This window comes from Paraburkholderia sp. PGU19, assembly GCF_013426915.1.
Taxonomy (GTDB): Bacteria; Pseudomonadota; Gammaproteobacteria; order Burkholderiales; family Burkholderiaceae; genus Paraburkholderia.
Genome location: NZ_AP023179.1, coordinates 2,146,600 through 2,162,890, shown reverse-complemented (window position 1 = coordinate 2,162,890; position 16,291 = coordinate 2,146,600). Strand labels below are relative to the sequence as shown.

At 61.8% G+C, this 16,291-nt stretch carries 19 protein-coding genes, 1 tRNA gene and 1 pseudogene; 14 read left to right on the top strand and 7 right to left on the bottom strand.

Going from position 1 to position 16,291, the window contains the following annotated elements; translation table 11 throughout:
- The first annotated feature begins 194 nt into the window (after nucleotides 1–194).
- The 4 genes from ssuD to H1204_RS09870 are packed head-to-tail and all read left to right on the top strand — an operon-like array spanning nucleotide 195 to nucleotide 3,416.
- Nucleotides 195–1,358, top strand: a complete 1,164-nt coding sequence (gene ssuD, locus H1204_RS09885; protein ID WP_180728156.1) for an FMNH2-dependent alkanesulfonate monooxygenase — start codon at nucleotides 195–197, stop codon at nucleotides 1,356–1,358.
- A gap of 58 nt (nucleotides 1,359–1,416) precedes the next feature.
- On the top strand, nucleotides 1,417–2,247 hold the full coding sequence (gene ssuC, locus H1204_RS09880) for an aliphatic sulfonate ABC transporter permease SsuC (protein WP_180728155.1): 831 nt from the start codon (nucleotides 1,417–1,419) through the stop codon (nucleotides 2,245–2,247).
- The gene (locus H1204_RS09875) at nucleotides 2,244–3,155 is read left to right on the top strand and encodes an ATP-binding cassette domain-containing protein (RefSeq protein ID WP_180728154.1); all 912 of its coding nucleotides are present in this window, start codon (nucleotides 2,244–2,246) and stop codon (nucleotides 3,153–3,155) included. The genes ssuC and H1204_RS09875 overlap by 4 nt, the downstream gene beginning before the upstream one ends.
- Nucleotides 3,156–3,200: 45 nt before the next feature.
- Nucleotides 3,201–3,416, top strand: coding sequence for a molybdopterin-binding protein (locus tag H1204_RS09870; RefSeq protein WP_007588023.1), 216 nt, complete (start codon nucleotides 3,201–3,203; stop codon nucleotides 3,414–3,416).
- Nucleotides 3,417–3,500: 84 nt separating this feature from the next.
- Here H1204_RS09870 and H1204_RS09865 read toward each other — a convergent pair whose 3' ends face one another.
- Nucleotides 3,501–3,776, bottom strand: a complete 276-nt coding sequence (locus tag H1204_RS09865) for a hypothetical protein (RefSeq protein ID WP_180728153.1) — start codon at nucleotides 3,774–3,776, stop codon at nucleotides 3,501–3,503.
- A 194-nt stretch (nucleotides 3,777–3,970) separates the two neighbouring features.
- On the opposite strand from H1204_RS09865, the gene H1204_RS09860 reads away from it, so the two are divergent.
- Entirely contained in the window at nucleotides 3,971–4,171 is a 201-nt protein-coding gene (locus H1204_RS09860; RefSeq protein WP_180728152.1) for a hypothetical protein, read from the top strand.
- 46 nt (nucleotides 4,172–4,217) lie between these two features.
- Nucleotides 4,218–4,469, top strand: coding sequence for a hypothetical protein (locus H1204_RS09855; RefSeq protein ID WP_007588019.1), 252 nt, complete (start codon nucleotides 4,218–4,220; stop codon nucleotides 4,467–4,469).
- A 463-nt stretch (nucleotides 4,470–4,932) separates the two neighbouring features.
- Here H1204_RS09855 and H1204_RS09850 read toward each other — a convergent pair whose 3' ends face one another.
- Nucleotides 4,933–5,199: a hypothetical protein gene (locus H1204_RS09850; protein ID WP_036004896.1), complete on the bottom strand. Its 267-nt coding sequence runs from the start codon at nucleotides 5,197–5,199 to the stop codon at nucleotides 4,933–4,935.
- A 341-nt stretch (nucleotides 5,200–5,540) separates the two neighbouring features.
- Here H1204_RS09850 and dusA point away from each other — a divergent pair, with 341 nt between their 5' ends.
- Nucleotides 5,541–6,542 carry a tRNA dihydrouridine(20/20a) synthase DusA gene (gene dusA, locus H1204_RS09845; RefSeq protein ID WP_180728151.1) on the top strand — a complete coding sequence of 334 codons (1,002 nt, stop codon included), beginning with the start codon at nucleotides 5,541–5,543 and terminating at the stop codon, nucleotides 6,540–6,542.
- Between the two features lie 92 nt (nucleotides 6,543–6,634).
- Nucleotides 6,635–6,710: transfer RNA gene (locus tag H1204_RS09840), tRNA-His, on the top strand.
- 92 nt (nucleotides 6,711–6,802) lie between these two features.
- Here the strand turns inward: H1204_RS09840 and H1204_RS09835 are convergent.
- Both H1204_RS09835 and H1204_RS09830 read right to left on the bottom strand, forming a co-directional pair.
- Nucleotides 6,803–7,105, bottom strand: coding sequence for a hypothetical protein (locus H1204_RS09835; RefSeq protein WP_180728150.1), 303 nt, complete (start codon nucleotides 7,103–7,105; stop codon nucleotides 6,803–6,805).
- A 288-nt stretch (nucleotides 7,106–7,393) separates the two neighbouring features.
- A complete protein-coding gene (locus H1204_RS09830) occupies nucleotides 7,394–7,912 on the bottom strand; it encodes a DUF1643 domain-containing protein (protein WP_180728149.1) in 519 nt (172 codons plus the stop codon).
- Between the two features lie 38 nt (nucleotides 7,913–7,950).
- On the opposite strand from H1204_RS09830, the gene H1204_RS09825 reads away from it, so the two are divergent.
- The 3 genes from H1204_RS09825 to H1204_RS09815 all read left to right on the top strand — a co-directional run bounded on the left by H1204_RS09825 (nucleotide 7,951) and on the right by H1204_RS09815 (nucleotide 8,931).
- Complete coding sequence (locus H1204_RS09825) at nucleotides 7,951–8,193, top strand: hypothetical protein (RefSeq protein ID WP_180728148.1); 243 nt, start codon at nucleotides 7,951–7,953, stop codon at nucleotides 8,191–8,193.
- Between the two features lie 75 nt (nucleotides 8,194–8,268).
- Nucleotides 8,269–8,493, top strand: a complete 225-nt coding sequence (locus tag H1204_RS09820) for a hypothetical protein (protein WP_180728147.1) — start codon at nucleotides 8,269–8,271, stop codon at nucleotides 8,491–8,493.
- A 186-nt stretch (nucleotides 8,494–8,679) separates the two neighbouring features.
- Complete coding sequence (locus H1204_RS09815; RefSeq protein ID WP_180728146.1) at nucleotides 8,680–8,931, top strand: hypothetical protein; 252 nt, start codon at nucleotides 8,680–8,682, stop codon at nucleotides 8,929–8,931.
- 183 nt (nucleotides 8,932–9,114) lie between these two features.
- Here H1204_RS09815 and H1204_RS09810 read toward each other — a convergent pair whose 3' ends face one another.
- Nucleotides 9,115–10,089: an IS5 family transposase gene (locus H1204_RS09810; protein WP_180728145.1), complete on the bottom strand. Its 975-nt coding sequence runs from the start codon at nucleotides 10,087–10,089 to the stop codon at nucleotides 9,115–9,117.
- 1,362 nt (nucleotides 10,090–11,451) lie between these two features.
- Between H1204_RS09810 and H1204_RS09805 the strand changes: the two genes are divergently transcribed.
- Entirely contained in the window at nucleotides 11,452–11,691 is a 240-nt protein-coding gene (locus H1204_RS09805; protein ID WP_180728144.1) for a hypothetical protein, read from the top strand.
- Between the two features lie 194 nt (nucleotides 11,692–11,885).
- On the opposite strand, the gene H1204_RS09800 is transcribed toward H1204_RS09805, so the two are convergent.
- Together H1204_RS09800 and H1204_RS09795 are read right to left on the bottom strand one after the other, a co-directional pair.
- Complete coding sequence (locus tag H1204_RS09800; RefSeq protein WP_007588014.1) at nucleotides 11,886–12,098, bottom strand: DUF3820 family protein; 213 nt, start codon at nucleotides 12,096–12,098, stop codon at nucleotides 11,886–11,888.
- Nucleotides 12,099–12,128: 30 nt separating this feature from the next.
- A complete protein-coding gene (locus H1204_RS09795) occupies nucleotides 12,129–13,574 on the bottom strand; it encodes an MFS transporter (protein WP_180728143.1) in 1,446 nt (481 codons plus the stop codon).
- Nucleotides 13,575–13,734: 160 nt separating this feature from the next.
- Here H1204_RS09795 and H1204_RS09790 point away from each other — a divergent pair, with 160 nt between their 5' ends.
- Complete coding sequence (locus H1204_RS09790) at nucleotides 13,735–14,787, top strand: NADP(H)-dependent aldo-keto reductase (RefSeq protein WP_180728142.1); 1,053 nt, start codon at nucleotides 13,735–13,737, stop codon at nucleotides 14,785–14,787.
- 265 nt (nucleotides 14,788–15,052) lie between these two features.
- Nucleotides 15,053–16,110 (top strand): annotated as a pseudogene (locus H1204_RS09785) (permease).
- Nucleotides 16,111–16,291: the final 181 nt, after the last annotated feature.

The window sequence follows — 16,291 nt, the reverse complement described above, 5'->3', positions numbered from 1 at the left end:
GCGCCGTCCGTGCCGCGCGATCCCGGCCTGCCGGGCAGGCCGCCTCGCTGTCGCCGCTGACGCGGTCTTCTTCAATCATCCGTTTTCGATGCGCTGCGCGTGCGTGGCAGGGCGTGTCACGCCTTTCGCATGCGGCTGCACGCAACGCATCCCGTCATCCCTACGACATCAGACGAACAAGGCAGGAACTGCAGATGAATGTGTTCTGGTTCATTCCGACTCACGGCGACAGCCGCTATCTCGGCACGTCGCAAGGCGCACGTGCAGCCGACTATGACTACTTCCGGCAGATCGCCGTCGCAGCCGATACGCTCGGCTACGAGGGCGTGCTGCTGCCGACGGGCCGCTCGTGCGAAGACGCATGGGTCGTCGCGTCGAGCCTGATTCCCGCCACGAAGCGCCTGAAGTTTCTCGTCGCGATCCGTCCGGGGATCTCGTCGCCGGGATTGTCGGCGCGCATGGCGTCGACCTTCGACCGCCTGTCGGGCGGACGTCTGCTGATCAACGTCGTGACGGGCGGCGATGCCGCCGAACTCGAAGGCGACGGGCTGTTCGTCGATCACGACACGCGCTACGAAATCACCGACGAATTCCTGCGCATCTGGCGCGGCCTGCTGACCAGCGCGCATCAGGGCGAGAACTTCGATTTCATTGGCAAGCATCTGACGTCGAAGGGCGGCAAGGTGCTGTATCCGCCCGTGCAGGACCCGCATCCGCCGCTGTGGTTCGGCGGCTCGTCGCCGGCGGCGCACGAGATGGCGGGCGAGCACATCGACACGTATCTGACGTGGGGCGAGCCGCCCGAAGCGGTGGCGAAGAAGATCGCCGACATCCGCGCGCGCGCCGCGCAGCACTGCCGCAAGATCAGGTTCGGCATTCGCCTGCACGTGATCGTGCGCGAGACGGACGACGAAGCGTGGGCAGCCGCCGACAAGCTCATCAGCAAGCTCGACGACGAAACGGTCGCACGCGCGCAGGCGTCGTTCTCGAAGATGGATTCGGAAGGCCAGCGGCGCATGGCTGCGCTGCACGGCGGCAAGCGCGGCTCGCGCCAGGACCTTGAGGTGTATCCGAACCTGTGGGCAGGCGTGGGCCTCGTGCGCGGCGGCGCGGGCACGGCGCTCGTCGGCAGTCCGGAGCAGGTCGCGGCCCGCATGCAGGAATACGCGGATCTCGGCATCGAGACGTTCATTCTGTCGGGCTATCCGCACCTTGAAGAATCGTACCGCTTTGCCGAACTCGTGTTCCCGTTGCTGCCGGGCCGGCAGCAGGCGAGTGTGAGCGGAAGCCTTCCGCTGTCGGGGCCGTTCGGCGAGATCGTCGGCAACAACTATGCGCCGAAGGCGTCGCAAAGCTGATTCGTTGTCCAGAGGCCATGCGCAACGACGCGTCGCTTCATGAAAGGAGTGCTGGTTTATGTCGACTGTTTCTGGCAACCGTGCTGCGAGTGTGAGTCTCGCTCGCCTGAATCTCGGGCCGCTCGCGCTCAGGGCCGCGCCGTGGATCGTGCCGCTCGTCATCCTGCTCGCGTGGGAAATCGCCGCGCGCAGCGGCGTGCTGTCGACGCGCGTGCTGCCCGAGCCGCTCGCCGTCGTGAAGGCTGCGTGGTCGCTGATCGAATCGGGCGAAATGTGGGCGGACGTGAAGGTCAGCACGTGGCGCGCGGTGTCGGGTTTCGCGATCGGCGGTGGCATCGGTTTCGTGCTCGGGCTCGCGACAGGTCTGTTCCGGCCCGTCGATATCGCGCTCGACACGACCGTGCAGATGATCCGCAACATTCCCGCGCTCGCGATGATCCCGCTCGTGATCCTCTGGTTCGGTATCGAGGAAGAGGCGAAGGTGTTTCTGGTGTCGTTGGGCGTGTTCTTTCCGATCTATGTGAACACGTATCACGGCATCCGTTCCGTTGACGCCAATCTGATCGAAATGGCCCGCAGTTACGGCGTGAAGGGTTTCGCGCTGTATCGCGACGTGATCCTGCCGGGTGCGTTGCCGTCGATTCTCGTCGGCGTGCGTTTCGCGTTCGGGCTGATGTGGGTCACGCTGATCGTCGCCGAAACGATCTCCGCGCAATCGGGCATCGGCTATATGACGATGAACGCGCGCGAGTTTCTGCAAACGGATGTGGTAGTGGTCGGGATTCTGCTGTATGCGGCGCTCGGCAAGCTCGCCGACATGCTCGCGAAAGGGCTTGAACGCGTGTCGCTGCGCTGGCATCCCGCGTATCAACGAGGAACCAAAGCATGAGTGCGATCACATTGTCCGTATTGATGGGCGGGATCACGGGCGCGGATCTCGAAGCCGAACTCCGGCAGCAGGGCACGCATGAGCTTGCGTCGACGCAAGCTCCCGCGCTGCGCGAGATCGCACGTGAGAAACAGGATATCTCCGTCGAGCTGCGCGGCGTCGGTAAGCGCTACGGCGAGCGCGCGGTGCTCACGGACTTCGATCTGTCGATCGAGCGCGGCAGCTTCGTGTCGATCGTCGGGCGCAGCGGCTGCGGGAAGTCCACGTTGCTGCGGCTGATCGCGGGCCTCGAAGCGCCGAGCTCGGGCACGCTCGACAAACACGCCGACGGCTCGCAGCCGTTCGACACAAGGATCATGTTCCAGGACGCGCGTCTGCTGCCGTGGAAGACGGTGCTGCAGAACGTGATGCTCGGCCTCGGCCGTTCATCGCGAGATAAAGCGCGCGCGGTGCTCGACGAAGTCGGCCTGCTCGAGCGCGCGAACGACTGGCCCGCGCAGCTGTCGGGCGGCCAGCGGCAGCGCGTCGCGCTGGCGCGTGCGCTCGTGCATCGGCCGCAGTTGCTGTTGCTCGACGAGCCACTTGGCGCGCTCGACGCGTTGACGCGCATCGAAATGCACGCGCTGATCGAGCGCTTGTGGCGTGAGCACCGTTTCACCGCGCTGCTCGTCACGCACGACGTGCAGGAAGCCGTCGCGCTCGCCGATCGCATTCTGCTGATCGAGGAGGGCAGGATCGCGCTCGATCAACCCGTGCCGCTTGCGCGGCCGCGCGAGCGGGCGACGGCGGCCTTCGCGCAACTCGAAGAACGCGTGTTGCAGCGTGTGATGAAGACACGCGCAACCGACAAACCCGCACCTCACGATGCCCGCACGGTGCATGCACGCGATATCCGCTGGGCAGTTTGAACGCTGGCTGGATACTTTTTCATCGACCCACCGGAGCTATCCGATATGAGCATTTCCGCGATCAACGTACGCAACCAGTTCAAAGGCAAAGTGAAGGAAATCATCCGCGGACCCGTCGTGTCCGAAGTCGATGTCGATACGCCGTTCGGCGTCGTCACGTCGGTCATCACGACGCGCTCGATCGACGAACTCGAACTGAAGGTCGGCGCGGAAGTGGTCGCGCTCGTCAAGTCGACGGAGGTATCGATTGCGCGCCTGTGACGCGCGTTGTAGCGGCTTTTGCTTGTGACGCACGGCGGTTGTCGAAGTCGCCGCGCGTTGCATCGCAGGTTCACACGCTGGCCGCTATTTCGCGTTCGTTGCGCTGGCGGGCGGATGAACCGACATGTCGTCGTTGGGTGGCTGACGTGGCTTCTTGACGGGCATGTTGTCGGGATTGGTCGCGCTCGCCGCGCCCGAGGCCGCCGCGGGCGGCGGTTTCACCATCGGCGTGCCGCCCGTTTGCGGCGCGACGGTCTGGCCCCACGCCAACTGCGCGACACCCGCCGATGCCGCCAGCACGGCGGCGCTTCCTATCGACGCCCATGCGTGACGTCTGAGTTTCATCATCGTCGCAATCATTGGGTTCTCCCTGCGTTTTTTTCGTTGTCGCCAGGCGCGTGCCAGCCCTGCGGGTCGCGCGTTTTTCTGCGTCGGATAGCGAGCGAAGGGGCGCACTGCGTCCCGGCAATTCCGGCTGGAAGTGCTAGCATGAACTGAGCATCGACTGGCGCATTGCCATACGGGCGGCGCCGCCAACGAATACGGAGGCTGCGATGACGAAGTCCTTGAGCGCGAGTGCAATCGATACCTTGCGGCAACTGAACGACATCGGAACCGGGCAGGCGGCGCCTCCCGTCGAGCCCGTTGTCGAGAAAGAGTTGCTGGGCGCGGGGCTGGTGGCGAAATCGGGGAAGGGCGCGGGCGTCGAAATCACCTGCGACGGCAGGAAGTATCTGTCCGGCGATTGTGACTGATCGGCTACTGACCCCGACGAGCAAACCTGAGACGGAGGGACGCGCGATGGAGCCGAAAGGCATCGACATGGGCGACTACCAGGAGCGCTACAAGGAATTCGAAATGGAGGTCTGCGTCGAGCAGGTGCTGACGGGCGTCAAGGCGCACTTCCGCATACTGAAGGACGACGCGGTGATGCTGGACTGGCGGCTGGTGCCCATCGACGGCTTCTGGCCGACCGAGCACGCGGCGGCCGAAGCGGGCTTCCGGGCAGCGCGCGAGGCCATCGATGTCGAACTGCTGGCGGCGGGCGGATAGCCGTTCGGCAAGCCGTTTTACAAGCCGCAAAAAATAAAGCCGGATGCTCTCAGAAGAACATCCGGCTGAACTACACCTGCAACAACACATTGCAACAACAGACTGCGTGGTACTGCCAGGGTACGGCAACTTCCAACTGCTGGTACTTCCAGATACTGCTACTTCGCCATCAACGGTACTGCTTTACTACGGTCAAGCTTTGATTGCGGTACTGCTACATCTGGAACTGCAACTTCCAACTGCTGGTACTTCCAGATACTGCTACTTCGCCATCAACGGTACTGCTTTACTACGGTCAAGCTTTGATTGCGGTACTGCTACATCTGGAACTGCAACTTCAAGATTACCTGCTGCCACTTCTACGACGACTGCAACTGCAAGTACTGCGTGCTACCAGTGCTGCTCGATACTGCTGGGTACTGCCTGCTACGAAACTGCTGTGTGCTTGTGGTCCTGTTTCGGCTTAGTGGCCGAAGAACACCGAACCCGGGCCCGTCACGGGCTCATGCTTGCCAGCTTGCGACGAACCGTTTTGCACGCCGCCGTAGGCGTTTGCGTTGGCTTGTTGCGCTTCAGCTGCCAGCGTTTCCGTGTTCTGGCCTTGTTGCGATGCCGGTGCGCCAACCGTCGGGTTGTAGTGCGGAGCCGGACCGTAGCCGCTTGCGAAAGCGGGAGCAGCCAGGGTAGCGGAAGCGGCGATCAGAACTGCGGCGATAAGCTTGGTCTTCATGGTGAACTCTCCGTAATGTTTGATTCGATAAGACGTTGCGGTCTTTGCTTTGCAGCGGTCTGTTCGCAACGTCGATGGAAGCCAGTGTATACCCCTACTATCGGTTTTTTGTGCCGATAATTTGAAATTACTATTCTGAGATTCGAAACAATGCTGGGAGGCACGCTGGGCGGGGTTTTGCCGCGTATGCGCCCCTGTAAACGGGGCGTTACGGCTTGAAAAACCTTATGTAAATCATGGGCTTCCGGGGTTGTTGCGGTGCATAACGAGGGGTTCGGGGCGCGCTTGCGGTAAAATCGCGAGCTGAATTCACGCTGTTTTTCTTTCTGGTCCGCCGCCTCATGTCTTCGAAGCCTGTTTCCAGTCCCCGCCGCGTATCCGTGGCGCCCATGATGGACTGGACTGATCGCCACTGTCGCTCGTTTCACCGCACGCTGTCGCGGCACACCTGGTTGTATACGGAGATGGTGACGACGGGCGCGCTGATTCACGGCGACGTCGACCGCCATCTCGCGTTTACCGCCGACGAAGCACCCGTCGCGCTGCAACTCGGCGGCAGCGAGCCGGACGATCTGGCGCGCTCGGCGAAACTCGGTGAACAGTGGGGCTACGACGAGATCAATCTGAATTGCGGCTGTCCGTCGGAGCGTGTGCAGCGCGGCGCATTCGGTGCGTGTCTGATGAAGGAACCGCAACTCGTCGCCGATTGCGTGAAGGCGATGCGCGATGTGGTGTCGGTGCCCGTGACGGTGAAGCACCGGATCGGCGTCGATGACGTCGAAGACTACGCATTCGTGCGCGACTTCGTGGGCACGATTGCCGAGGCCGGTTGCGAGGTCTTCATCGTGCACGCGCGCAATGCGATCCTCAAAGGCCTCAGCCCGAAAGAGAACCGCGAGATTCCGCCGCTCAAGTACGACTACGCGTATCGGCTGAAGCGCGATTTTCCGCAGCTCGAGATCATCATCAACGGCGGGATCAAGACGCTCGACGAAGTCGAAGCACACTTGCAGCATGTCGACGGTGTGATGCTGGGCCGTGAGGCGTATCACAACCCGTACGTGCTCGCCGATGTCGACGCGCGTTTCTACGGCTCGACGGACACCGCGCCGACCCGCGAAGAAGCGGAAGCGAAGCTGATCGAATACTGCCGCGCCGAACTCGCGCGCGGCACGTATCCCGGCGCGATCGTGCGTCATGCGCTGGGGCTGTATCGCGGCGTGGCGGGTGCGCGCGGATGGCGGCGCGTGCTGTCGGACAGCAAGAAGCTCCAGGCGCGCGATCTCGCGATTTTCGACGAAGCGCGACAGCATTTGCGCGAACCCAGCGAAATCTTTGAATAAAGGGCTTTGCAAATACGGCTCGTGTTTGTATAATCTCGCTTCTTCGTTGCTGAGCACCGCTCTGCGGCAGGCGGCGAAGTTGTAGTGCAGTGGTGGCTGTAGCTCAGTTGGTAGAGTCCAGGATTGTGATTCCTGTCGTCGTGGGTTCGAGTCCCATCAGCCACCCCAAAAGATTCAACTGCATCAGGCAGTTAGGCAAATGAAGCCGTTCCAGAATGCGAAATTCGGAACGGCTTTTTTGTTTTCGGAACGAGGCAGCGTTATTCAGTGGCCTTCACAATCTTCATCTTGCGGCGATCGTAGAGCTGCGCCGTCGTCGATGGGCTCGCGTGACCGGCAAAGTCGTATGCGTCCGGATCGCTGTTTTCGAGCTTCGTTGTGATTGCAACGGGCCGGATGTCTAGCATCGAAAAGTAGGCGGGTTGGTTCGTCAGTTGCAGATCCATGCCGCCATGAATCGGGCTGTTGACCCGGTTCGCGATCCGCTGCGCTGCTTCGCGCATCTTCTTCGCCTCAAACTGTTTCGCGATCGCCGGCTCGAACGAGCCGATGTATGTGTACATCGCGTCTTGCCAAACTGATCCCCGGCCGCTCTCAGCCTTGTTCAACATCATCCCGACGAACGGGCTTCTTGACGCGGATGCTCAAACGTTCGCCGCGGACTATGCGCTGCTGAAATGCGATGTGCGATTCAATCCGTCGGTGCTGTTTCCCTCCGCACAACCATGCGATTGCGCGCCAGTATTGGAGTGGCATTAATCCTCAGACACCTTCGACAGCCAAGAGGGTGCAATCCGGGATTGCGAGCGTCGAGCGCGCGACGCGATCAAAGGTGGCTTACCGCGGTAGGCTCACGCCCCACCTCCTTTAGCGCTGTCGCTGGCTGCGAACTGGGGCTTCCATTCGTTGAGCGGCTGGTCGGAGTGAACGTACAGCGGATGACGCGGTGAGCCGTCTTTAGTCATGCCTAGGCACCAGAGGCGCGCTCCCGCGTCCGTCAAGATGCTCGCTACTCGCGCGGCGCGCTCCGGCTTCGCGTTCGCCCCCCATGCACACACGACGTCGCCGCACTCGCGCGCGATGTTCCACAGGTAGTCATCGTTGTCGGGGCCGACTGGATCGGGGTGCGACCACAGCGTCCCAAGGTCGGTCGAGCGCAGCGCATACAGATTTGCCACGGCCAGGCCGTTGCAGTTCCACAACTTCGCGAAGCTACGGCAGCGGCGGATCGTAGGATCGTCTAGCGTCGCATCCGCCGTGCTCGGATTTAGCATGACGAACAGAGCGGTTGACTTCATCGGCGACATTGATTCGGCTTGCCTCTTGAGCAGATAGCGATATGTGCCGCAGGGGCTGATGATGGCACTCATGCTAGGATTCCTCGCGAAACATTTAGGAGACCGCCGCCATGTCGAAACCCGTCATTTCGCCAGAAGAGTTTATTGCCGAAGTGAACAAGCGTTTGCCGAACATCGGCGGATATGAAACAGGGATGCGTATTTCTCTCTATCCGGAAGGAAGCAACGGCGTGAACGCAAGTGGATATAGTTTAGAACCCGACACCATCGAGACAAGAGCCGTCGTTGGAACTATCGTCTCGCAGGTTCTTTTCGAGTTCGATGTGAATCCGCACATCTCGCGAGATGCCTGATTTGCTCTATTGAGTAAATGACAAATGGCGAGATCCGCGACTGTGCACGACAGTCGAAGGCGCAGGAGTACCGACGTGGAACTTTGGATTCAACCCTGCACACCATGCGCGGACCTTTACGGGCAGCCGTCGACGGTCGAGCCGCACGACACGTTGACTCTGATCGGCGCCGACGCAGTGAAAGACGCTCAAGTCGAGCAGCACTACACCTGCACGCGATGCAGCGCCGCATTCGCGCGTATCCTCCAAGGCGAGCCGCGAAAGCAAGTCTGGCTGTTGCTCAACGCCGGGCAACATTGAGTGGGTCACTGTTTTTCTCCACAAACTCATTGCACTCTCAAGTTTTTTGCGCGATTGCCGAGAATCAAGACGGGACCCGGGACACGGGAAATCCGGCACCGCAAGTCTTGTAAAATGTGGGGCGTGAATCGCGACCGTTCCGTCCGGCGCGGTACAGTTAGTCAGACGGACGTCAAAGACCTGACCATGAAGTACTTTTTCAGCAGCGATCTCGCCCGTCGATATGGGTGTGGGATGGCTGTCTATATCGCTGCGCAAACTTCCGATCTGCAGCGTGGTATTGAAGCCACCAATGCACGGCGCAAAGCCGCCGGGCGTCGTTTGCTCGCGGACGCGACCGTCGAAGAGGTCATCTCTGCTCTCCGCACTAACGGGGTTCTGCCTGTCGAACCCAGCAGCCGTGGTGCTGACTGGTCTGATGCTGACGCCATCGGTTAAACGCATCACGCAACACCTCCTTTGGCGGTGTCATTGGCGGCGATTAGGGCTACGCTGAACAAGCCGCCGAATTTGTGGCGCGTCGGCAATGAGGAGGCGTTCAGGTCGTCAAGGCGACCATCACTCCTCGGCTTTTGGCCCTTGCGGGCATTGCACGCGGGCTTTTTGCCCGCCTTTCGCCCATTACGGGCGCACCCGTGCCATCAATCGCGTGCGCGACAGGTAAACATTGGCGAGCGCCAAAGCGATGAAGGCCCGGTTCGCATTCTTCGCCAACCCGCGGTAGCGCACTTTCGTGAAGCCCCACAGTCGTTTGACCACCGCGAAGACATGCTCCACGCGTGCGCGGATCCTCGACTTGTGGCGGTTCTTGCCGCGCTGCACCTCATCGACTTCACCCGCTCGGCGCGTGCGCTGATTCGTGAAGTCGCGCGCCTTCGGCGCTTTGCTGTGGATCAGCGCCTTCTGGCTGGCGTATGCGCTGTCACCATAGACCCGCCGCTCCTGGCCGTGCAGCAATTGCGGCAGCGGATGCTTGTCATGCACGTTGGCCGGCGTGAGCACTGCGCTGTGCGCCAGGCCACTCTGGCTGTCCACGCCAATATGCAGCTTCGCGCCAAAGTACCATTGCTTGCCTTTGCGCGTCTGATGCATCTCGGGGTCGCGCGACTTCTGCTCATTCTTCGTCGAGCTCGGCGCACCGATGATCGTGGCATCCACGATCGTGCCGCTCTTGAGTTTCATGCCGCTCGCCTGAAGCACTCGGCCGACCTCGGCAAACAGCTTCTCACCCAGCTTGTGGGTTTCGAGAAGACGACGAAATTTGAGCAGCGTGGTGGCGTCTGGTACCGCCTCGCAGCCCAGATCAATCCCCGCAAAGCGACGCAGGCTGGCACTATCGTAAAGCGCCTCTTCACACGCAAAATCTGCCAGGTTGAACCAGTGCTGGATGAAATGGATGCGCAGCATGCGCTCCAGATCAATCGGCGGGCGACCATTGCCGCGCTTCGGGTAGTGCGGCTCGACCACCGCGCACAGCTCAGCCCACGGCGTAATTGCATTCATCGTATCGAGAAACTCATCGCGCCGCGTCCGTTTGCGGTGCGTCTCGAAACCCGCACCTTCTTCAGCGGCCATCGCCAACGTCTGCTGCTTCATCCTGTTCTGCCTTCCTTATCCACTCCGATCTATAACGCTCGGAGTAGCTCTGCGGTGGACTTAGCGGGTAAGGAGACGGCATTGCTGCCGCCCCCTCCCCAAAGAACCGCCCGAGCGACTTTCACCGCAAACGGCTCAAGCACAGCTAAAGCATCATCAGCTGATGCCGGTCTCGCCGTACTGCACAAGACCTTCGCAAACGACATATCGTTGGTTCATCTCATTGCTGAGACGAGGGCGCTGAACTGCGTACAGCAGTCTCTTCCAAGCTTCCCTACGTCGAACCTTAAACATGCGCCGGCGACAGCCGCACCACGCGGAAGTCTGCGCCCTTTCGGGCTAGGGCAAAGTTCGAACCCCTATCCGCTCCATTACAGAGCGGCATTCGCTTTTTCCGCGTTCTCTTACCCGCTTCCCCAACAGCTTCCCTCACAGGTCGCCTGCCACGGATTCGATGTTCTGAACCTTTGGCGGAGAATCGGGCTTACCACGTTCCCATTCTTGCCGACCCGACTATTCCCGGGTCTATCCGTTTAGCGTCTGTCTATTCCCCGGCAGCGCTTATGACGACGTGCTCCCTCTGATCAGAGAAGCAACCGGCTGCACACCTTTTGGTCAGGGCCTGTCAGCCGCTTTGGCCCTTTGGCAATAACGGGGTTTATCAACAATTCACTTACGTTACGCATGCGGAACTTGCCTGGCACCTCACACCGCACGGCGGCTGGCAGTGTCGACCCGCCCCGTCACCGGGGTGAGCCGTCAATCGAGAGGCACGTTGTCTCCAAAGCTTCATACCCAGCCGTTACCAGTTGAGCATGTCTGGATAGGCAACTGTCGGTCGCACAACAGGTCGCAGTTCCAAGCGGCTTACTTCGGCGCTTGGGATACGACAAGACAAGAACGAGCTTTGCTGCCCTCACTACTTGACGTTCGACACGCTATGGGCAGCAGCACGTGTCGCACGATCAGCTTTGCCTTAGCTCGCGAATGGGCGCCTCTTTTCAAGTGTCTGCACCATCGAAAAGCGTGGTTGATTCAGATCAACTTTAGCTTTTCACGCGGCCGTACGATTGTCGTGAGCAGCGGCTTTAGGTGGAAGGGGGAGGTAGAGAAGATGAACGTCAAGCGCGTGAAATACGTCGCGCCACTACAGGCGACACTTTTGGTTGCTTGCGGCGGTGGCGGTGATGATGGTGCCGGATCGGCTCCGCAGAGTGTGCAAGTCCAAGACGTCACGATGACGTTTTTCCGCTCCTTCGCCCCGGAACCTATGTCTTTCGAAGCCAATCCGAGCTGGCTAGCGCATGGGCAGCGGCCCCTTTCGAGCACTACCCGATCGGGCTCGTTACGGTAGAGCCGGCTATGCCGACATATGACTTTACGAAGTACACCGTTGTCGGTCTGTCGAACGGTATCGGCAAATGGTGCTTCGCGCCAAGAATCACAGGCGCGATTTCAGATGGCAAGGATCTGGTAGTCCATTACTTCGTTCCAACGACGGGCACACTTGCCTGTATGTTTAATGGTCCGCTAATCGCATTTGCGCTGGTGCCGCAAGTCAAGGGAAATGTCCAGTTTGTGCAGGATCCCGCGCCGTTTTGATCTCTTGAGATTTATCGCGAAGACAATTTCAAAACGACCACCTTGAAACCCGTATAAAACCATCAGCCACCCCAAAGAATTCAAAAACGGCATTGCGAGAAATCGCAATGCCGTTTTTCTTTTGGCGTCCGAGAGAGATGCGACGCGCAGTCGTTCAAAGAATCGAACGCCCGAGTATCAGACCAACCGCAGACTCACCCCTTCCTCAACGGCTTCAGCAACTCCTTCAAGCCGTTGTGATCGATCTCGTGCATCAACGCGAGCAGCCTGCCGATCTCGCCAGGCGGAAATCCTTCGCGCGCAAACCAGTTCAGATAGTGTCCCGGCAAATCGGCGATCACGCGGCCTTTGTATTTGCCGTAAGGCATCGTACGCGTCACGAGCAATTCAAACTGTTCGACATTCATTTCAAGTCCACCTGTTCAGCACCGGGCATCTCAAACCCGTTTCCGCCGATGATGCCCGCTCACATGCGCGCCCGCATCGCGCGCGAGCCCGAACACATCGACGATCGCCACTAGCCCGACAGCCGCCACCAGCAGGAAAGCAATGCTGAAATCGGCAGGCGTCACCGACTGCGCTTCGTGCCCGTGCAACCACGCCGCGAGCCGCAGCGCGATCGCGCCGAGCGCGACGCCCATGCCCATCGTCATTTGCGAGAGTGTGCTCGATAGCGTCGATGCGCCGCTCATCTGCGGCTTCGGCACATCGGCGAATGCGAGTGTATTCACCGCAGTGAACTGCAGCGAGCGCGACAACCCGCTCGCGAACAACACGATAGCCATCGGCACGAGCGGCGTCGAAGCCGTCAGCAGGCTCATCGCCGCAATGCTGATCGCCGCCAGCGCGCCATTCACGAGCAATACCGGACGAAAGCCGAAGCGCCGCATCACGGGCGTCGTCACGAGCTTCATCGACAGATTGCCGGCGAACACGATGAGCGTCAGCAGCCCCGAATGGAACGCGTTCATGCCGAAGCCTAGCTGGAACATCAGCGGCAGCAGAAACGGCACGGCGCTGATCGACACGCGAAACAGCGAGCCGCCACCCATCGCGACAGCAAACGTCTTCACGCGAAACGCCGACAGATCGACCACAGGATGCGCGCTGCGGCGCAGATGAAAAAGGGCGCCGATGCCCGCGGCGAGTCCTGCCACGAGAAACGCGAGCGCTTCGCGCCACGGCGCATCCGAGCGGCCGAGCAGTTCCATCGCGTACATGATGGCCGTGCCGGCGATGCCGCACAGCGCGAAGCCGATGCCATCGAACGGACGCTTCTGCGATTCGCCTTCCGCGCCGATGAAGCGCCACGCGAGCACGATGCCGAGCATCCCAAGCGGCACATTCAGATAGAAGATCCAGCGCCACGACGAGTACGTCGTGATGAAGCCGCCCAGCGGCGGTCCGATGACGGGCGCGACGAGCCCGGGCCACGTGATGATCGAGATCGCGCGCATCAGGCCGTCCTTGGGCGTCGCGCGCAAGACGGCGAGCCGTCCGACGGGCACCATCATCGCGCCGCCGATACCTTGCACGATGCGCGCCGCCGTGAACTCGACGAGCCCGTTCGTCATCCCGCATGCAACCGACGACGCCGTGAACACCGCGAGCGCCGCCGTAAACACGTTGCGTACGCCGAAGCGGTCGGCGGCCCAGCCGCTGATCGGGATGAACACGGCGAGCGTCAGCAGATAGGACGTGATGCCGATGGAGAGATCGACGGCATGCACGTTGAACGACTGCGCCATCTGCGGCAGCGCGGTCGCGATGATCGTGCCGTCGAGGTTCTCCATGAAAAACGCCGCCGCCACGAGCGTCACGATCAGCGACTGCCGTCCATTCGACGGGACGGATGACGTGGACGGCGCATCTGACATCGACATGATTCTCCGAACGTTGTAAGCGCATCGAAACCGGCCATCTGCCTGGTCATGTGCCGGCGCGGCCAGCCGCTATTCTAGCCACGCACGCGGTTCGCGCGGACATGGTAATTTCGCGTTTTACCGATTTATCACCCGCAAGAACACGAACAGGAACCAGGCGATGGAATACCGCAGACTCGGCGATACGGATGTGAAGGTTAGCCTGATCGGTCTCGGCACGATGACGTGGGGCGAGCAGAACACGGAGCGCGACGCGCACGAGCAGATCGACTACGCGCTCGCTCAGGGCGTCACGCTGATCGACGCCGCCGAGATGTACCCGGTGCCGCCGCGCCCGGAGACGCAGGGCTTGACAGAGCGCTACATCGGCACATGGCTCGCGCAGCATCGCAGCATGCGCGACAAGATCGTGCTCGCGACGAAGATCGCGGGTCCCGCGCGTCAGCCGCACAACCCGCGTCACATTCGCGGCGAGGGCAACCAGTACGACCGCAAGAATCTCGCCGAGGCGCTGAACGACAGTCTCAAGCGTCTGCAAACCGACTACGTCGATGTGTACCAGCTGCACTGGCCCGATCGCAGCACGATGACGTTCGGCCGCCCCGCGTATCCGTGGATCGACGATGCGTACACGGTGCCCATCGAAGAGACGCTCAGCGTGCTCGCGGATTTCGTGAAGGAAGGGAAGGTGCGTCATATCGGCGTATCGAACGAAACGCCTTGGGGCGTCGCGCAATTTCTGCGCGCGTCGGAGAAGCTCGGTTTGCCGCGCATCGTGTCGATCCAGAATCCGTACAGCCTGCTGAACCGCACGTTCGAAGCGGGTTTGTCGGAGTTTTCACATCGCGAGGGTGTCGGCCTGCTCGCGTATTCGCCGCTCGCGTTCGGCTGGCTGTCGGGCAAGTACGAAGGCGGCGCGCGTCCGGCGGGCGCGCGCATCACGCTGTTCGAACGCTTCCAGCGCTACAGCAAGCCGCAAGCCGTGCAGGCCACGACGCGTTACGTCGAGCTGGCAAAGCGTCACGGACTCTCGCCCGCGCAGTTCGCGCTCGCATTCGTCAACAGCCGGCCGTTCCTGACGAGCAATCTGATCGGCGCGACCTCGCTCGATCAGCTGAAAGAGAATATCGCGAGCGCCAATGTGAAGCTGTCGCCGGAAGCGCTTGCCGAAATCGACGCGCTGCACGAACTGCAGCCGAACCCCGCACCCTGAAGGGCACGCCGTGCGCCGCGACGCTAGTGTCGCGGTGCGCCGGCGGCAACAGCGCGAGCGCACCCAACGCCCCGTTCAACAGCACGCGGGCGCGGATAAAAGCCACCCGTCGCGCCGCTTTCGCCCCTACTTTTTGCGATCCCGTTCGATCCGTGTAGAGTGACCGTTTCCGCGTGCTGATGCAGGTGCCCAGACGGCGCGCGAACCCACGCATGCCGTACGAGCGGCAACGTAGTCAACAACACAACGACCGACCCTCACGACGATGAACGTCACGCGTCCCACCTCTTCGTCCGCCGCCCCGACCTGGCCGATTTTCGTGCTGCTCGCCATTGCGGGGCTTTTCTACGTCAAATGGTTTCCGTATTACAACCGCGCGTTCACGGCGGCATCGACGCATTCGATCGGCGCGTCGATCCTGATGGGCAAGGCGTCGAGCCCGCCCGCGCCGTCGTGGAGCGCGGCGCTGGCCTACGCGCTCGCATACGGCAAGGCGATCTGGCAGGCGATGGTTCTCGGCCTGCTGCTCGGTTCGGCCGTGCAGGCGCTGCTGCCCGCGCACTGGGTCGCGCGGTTGCTCGGCAAGACGGGCTTCGGCAGCGTCGCGGCGGGCGGCCTGCTCGCGCTGCCGGGAATGATGTGCACGTGCTGCGCGGCGCCCGTCGTCGCTGGACTGCGGGCGCGCCAGGCTTCGCCGGGCGGCGCGATCGCGTTCTGGCTCGGCAATTCGGTCCTCAACCCCGCGACGCTCGTGTTCATGGGCTTCGTGCTCGGCTGGCACTGGGCCGGGCTGCGGCTCGTTCTCGGCGTCGCGATGGTGTTCGGCCTCGGCTATCTGGCGAACCGTCTCGTGACACCACGGAAGCGCAAGCGGCCGACGCGCGCCTCGTCGAACTGGTCGGCGAGCAGCGTGACGGCAATCCGTTCGCGCGCTGGCTGTCTATCTTCGCGCGGATGGCCGTGCGCCTCGTGCCGGAATACATCGTGCTGGTCCTGCTGCTTGGCGCGGCACGCGCGTGGCTCTTTCCGCAGGTCGGGCCGGAGATCGGCAACGACATCGTATGGATCGTGGCGCTGGCCGTCGCGGGCATGCTGTTCGTGATCCCGACGGCGGGCGAGGTGCCCATCGTTCAGGCGATGCTGTCGCTCGGCATGGGCGTCGGGCCCGCGGGTGCGCTGCTGATGACGCTGCCGCCCATCAGCGTGCCGTCGCTCGCGATGCTCGCGCGCTCGTTCCGGCCGCGCGTGCTGAGCGTCGTCGCCGTCGGCGTGGTCGCGTTCGGCGTGCTGGGCGGGTTGCTGGCCGTGGCGCTCGGCTTCTGAGCAGGCGCCCGTAACAGGCGACCGTAATAAAACGCGGCATCGCAGCGGCGAATCTCGTCCTAAACTGGGGAGGCAAGCGCGCGATCGCATGCATCGCCGGGTGGCATGGGTGTGGCCTTGTTGCACTGCAAGACGCAGTCGGACGGAAGCAAATGCTACGATGGCGGCCGTTCATGCTGCC

Bases quoted from the DNA above. Each gene is read 5' to 3' on its own strand.
- ssuD (WP_180728156.1), top strand. From the start codon at position 195: ATGAATGTGTTCTGGTTCATTCCGACTCACGGCGACAGCCGCTATCTC.
- ssuC (WP_180728155.1), top strand. From the start codon at position 1,417: ATGTCGACTGTTTCTGGCAACCGTGCTGCGAGTGTGAGTCTCGCTCGC.
- H1204_RS09875 (WP_180728154.1), top strand. From the start codon at position 2,244: ATGAGTGCGATCACATTGTCCGTATTGATGGGCGGGATCACGGGCGCG.
- H1204_RS09870 (WP_007588023.1), top strand. From the start codon at position 3,201: ATGAGCATTTCCGCGATCAACGTACGCAACCAGTTCAAAGGCAAAGTG.
- H1204_RS09865 (WP_180728153.1), bottom strand. From the start codon at position 3,776: ATGATTGCGACGATGATGAAACTCAGACGTCACGCATGGGCGTCGATA.
- H1204_RS09860 (WP_180728152.1), top strand. From the start codon at position 3,971: ATGACGAAGTCCTTGAGCGCGAGTGCAATCGATACCTTGCGGCAACTG.
- H1204_RS09855 (WP_007588019.1), top strand. From the start codon at position 4,218: ATGGAGCCGAAAGGCATCGACATGGGCGACTACCAGGAGCGCTACAAG.
- H1204_RS09850 (WP_036004896.1), bottom strand. From the start codon at position 5,199: ATGAAGACCAAGCTTATCGCCGCAGTTCTGATCGCCGCTTCCGCTACC.
- dusA (WP_180728151.1), top strand. From the start codon at position 5,541: ATGTCTTCGAAGCCTGTTTCCAGTCCCCGCCGCGTATCCGTGGCGCCC.
- H1204_RS09835 (WP_180728150.1), bottom strand. From the start codon at position 7,105: ATGTACACATACATCGGCTCGTTCGAGCCGGCGATCGCGAAACAGTTT.
- H1204_RS09830 (WP_180728149.1), bottom strand. From the start codon at position 7,912: ATGAGTGCCATCATCAGCCCCTGCGGCACATATCGCTATCTGCTCAAG.
- H1204_RS09825 (WP_180728148.1), top strand. From the start codon at position 7,951: ATGTCGAAACCCGTCATTTCGCCAGAAGAGTTTATTGCCGAAGTGAAC.
- H1204_RS09815 (WP_180728146.1), top strand. From the start codon at position 8,680: ATGAAGTACTTTTTCAGCAGCGATCTCGCCCGTCGATATGGGTGTGGG.
- H1204_RS09810 (WP_180728145.1), bottom strand. From the start codon at position 10,089: ATGAAGCAGCAGACGTTGGCGATGGCCGCTGAAGAAGGTGCGGGTTTC.
- H1204_RS09805 (WP_180728144.1), top strand. From the start codon at position 11,452: ATGCCGACATATGACTTTACGAAGTACACCGTTGTCGGTCTGTCGAAC.
- H1204_RS09800 (WP_007588014.1), bottom strand. From the start codon at position 12,098: ATGAATGTCGAACAGTTTGAATTGCTCGTGACGCGTACGATGCCTTAC.
- H1204_RS09795 (WP_180728143.1), bottom strand. From the start codon at position 13,574: ATGTCGATGTCAGATGCGCCGTCCACGTCATCCGTCCCGTCGAATGGA.
- H1204_RS09790 (WP_180728142.1), top strand. From the start codon at position 13,735: ATGGAATACCGCAGACTCGGCGATACGGATGTGAAGGTTAGCCTGATC.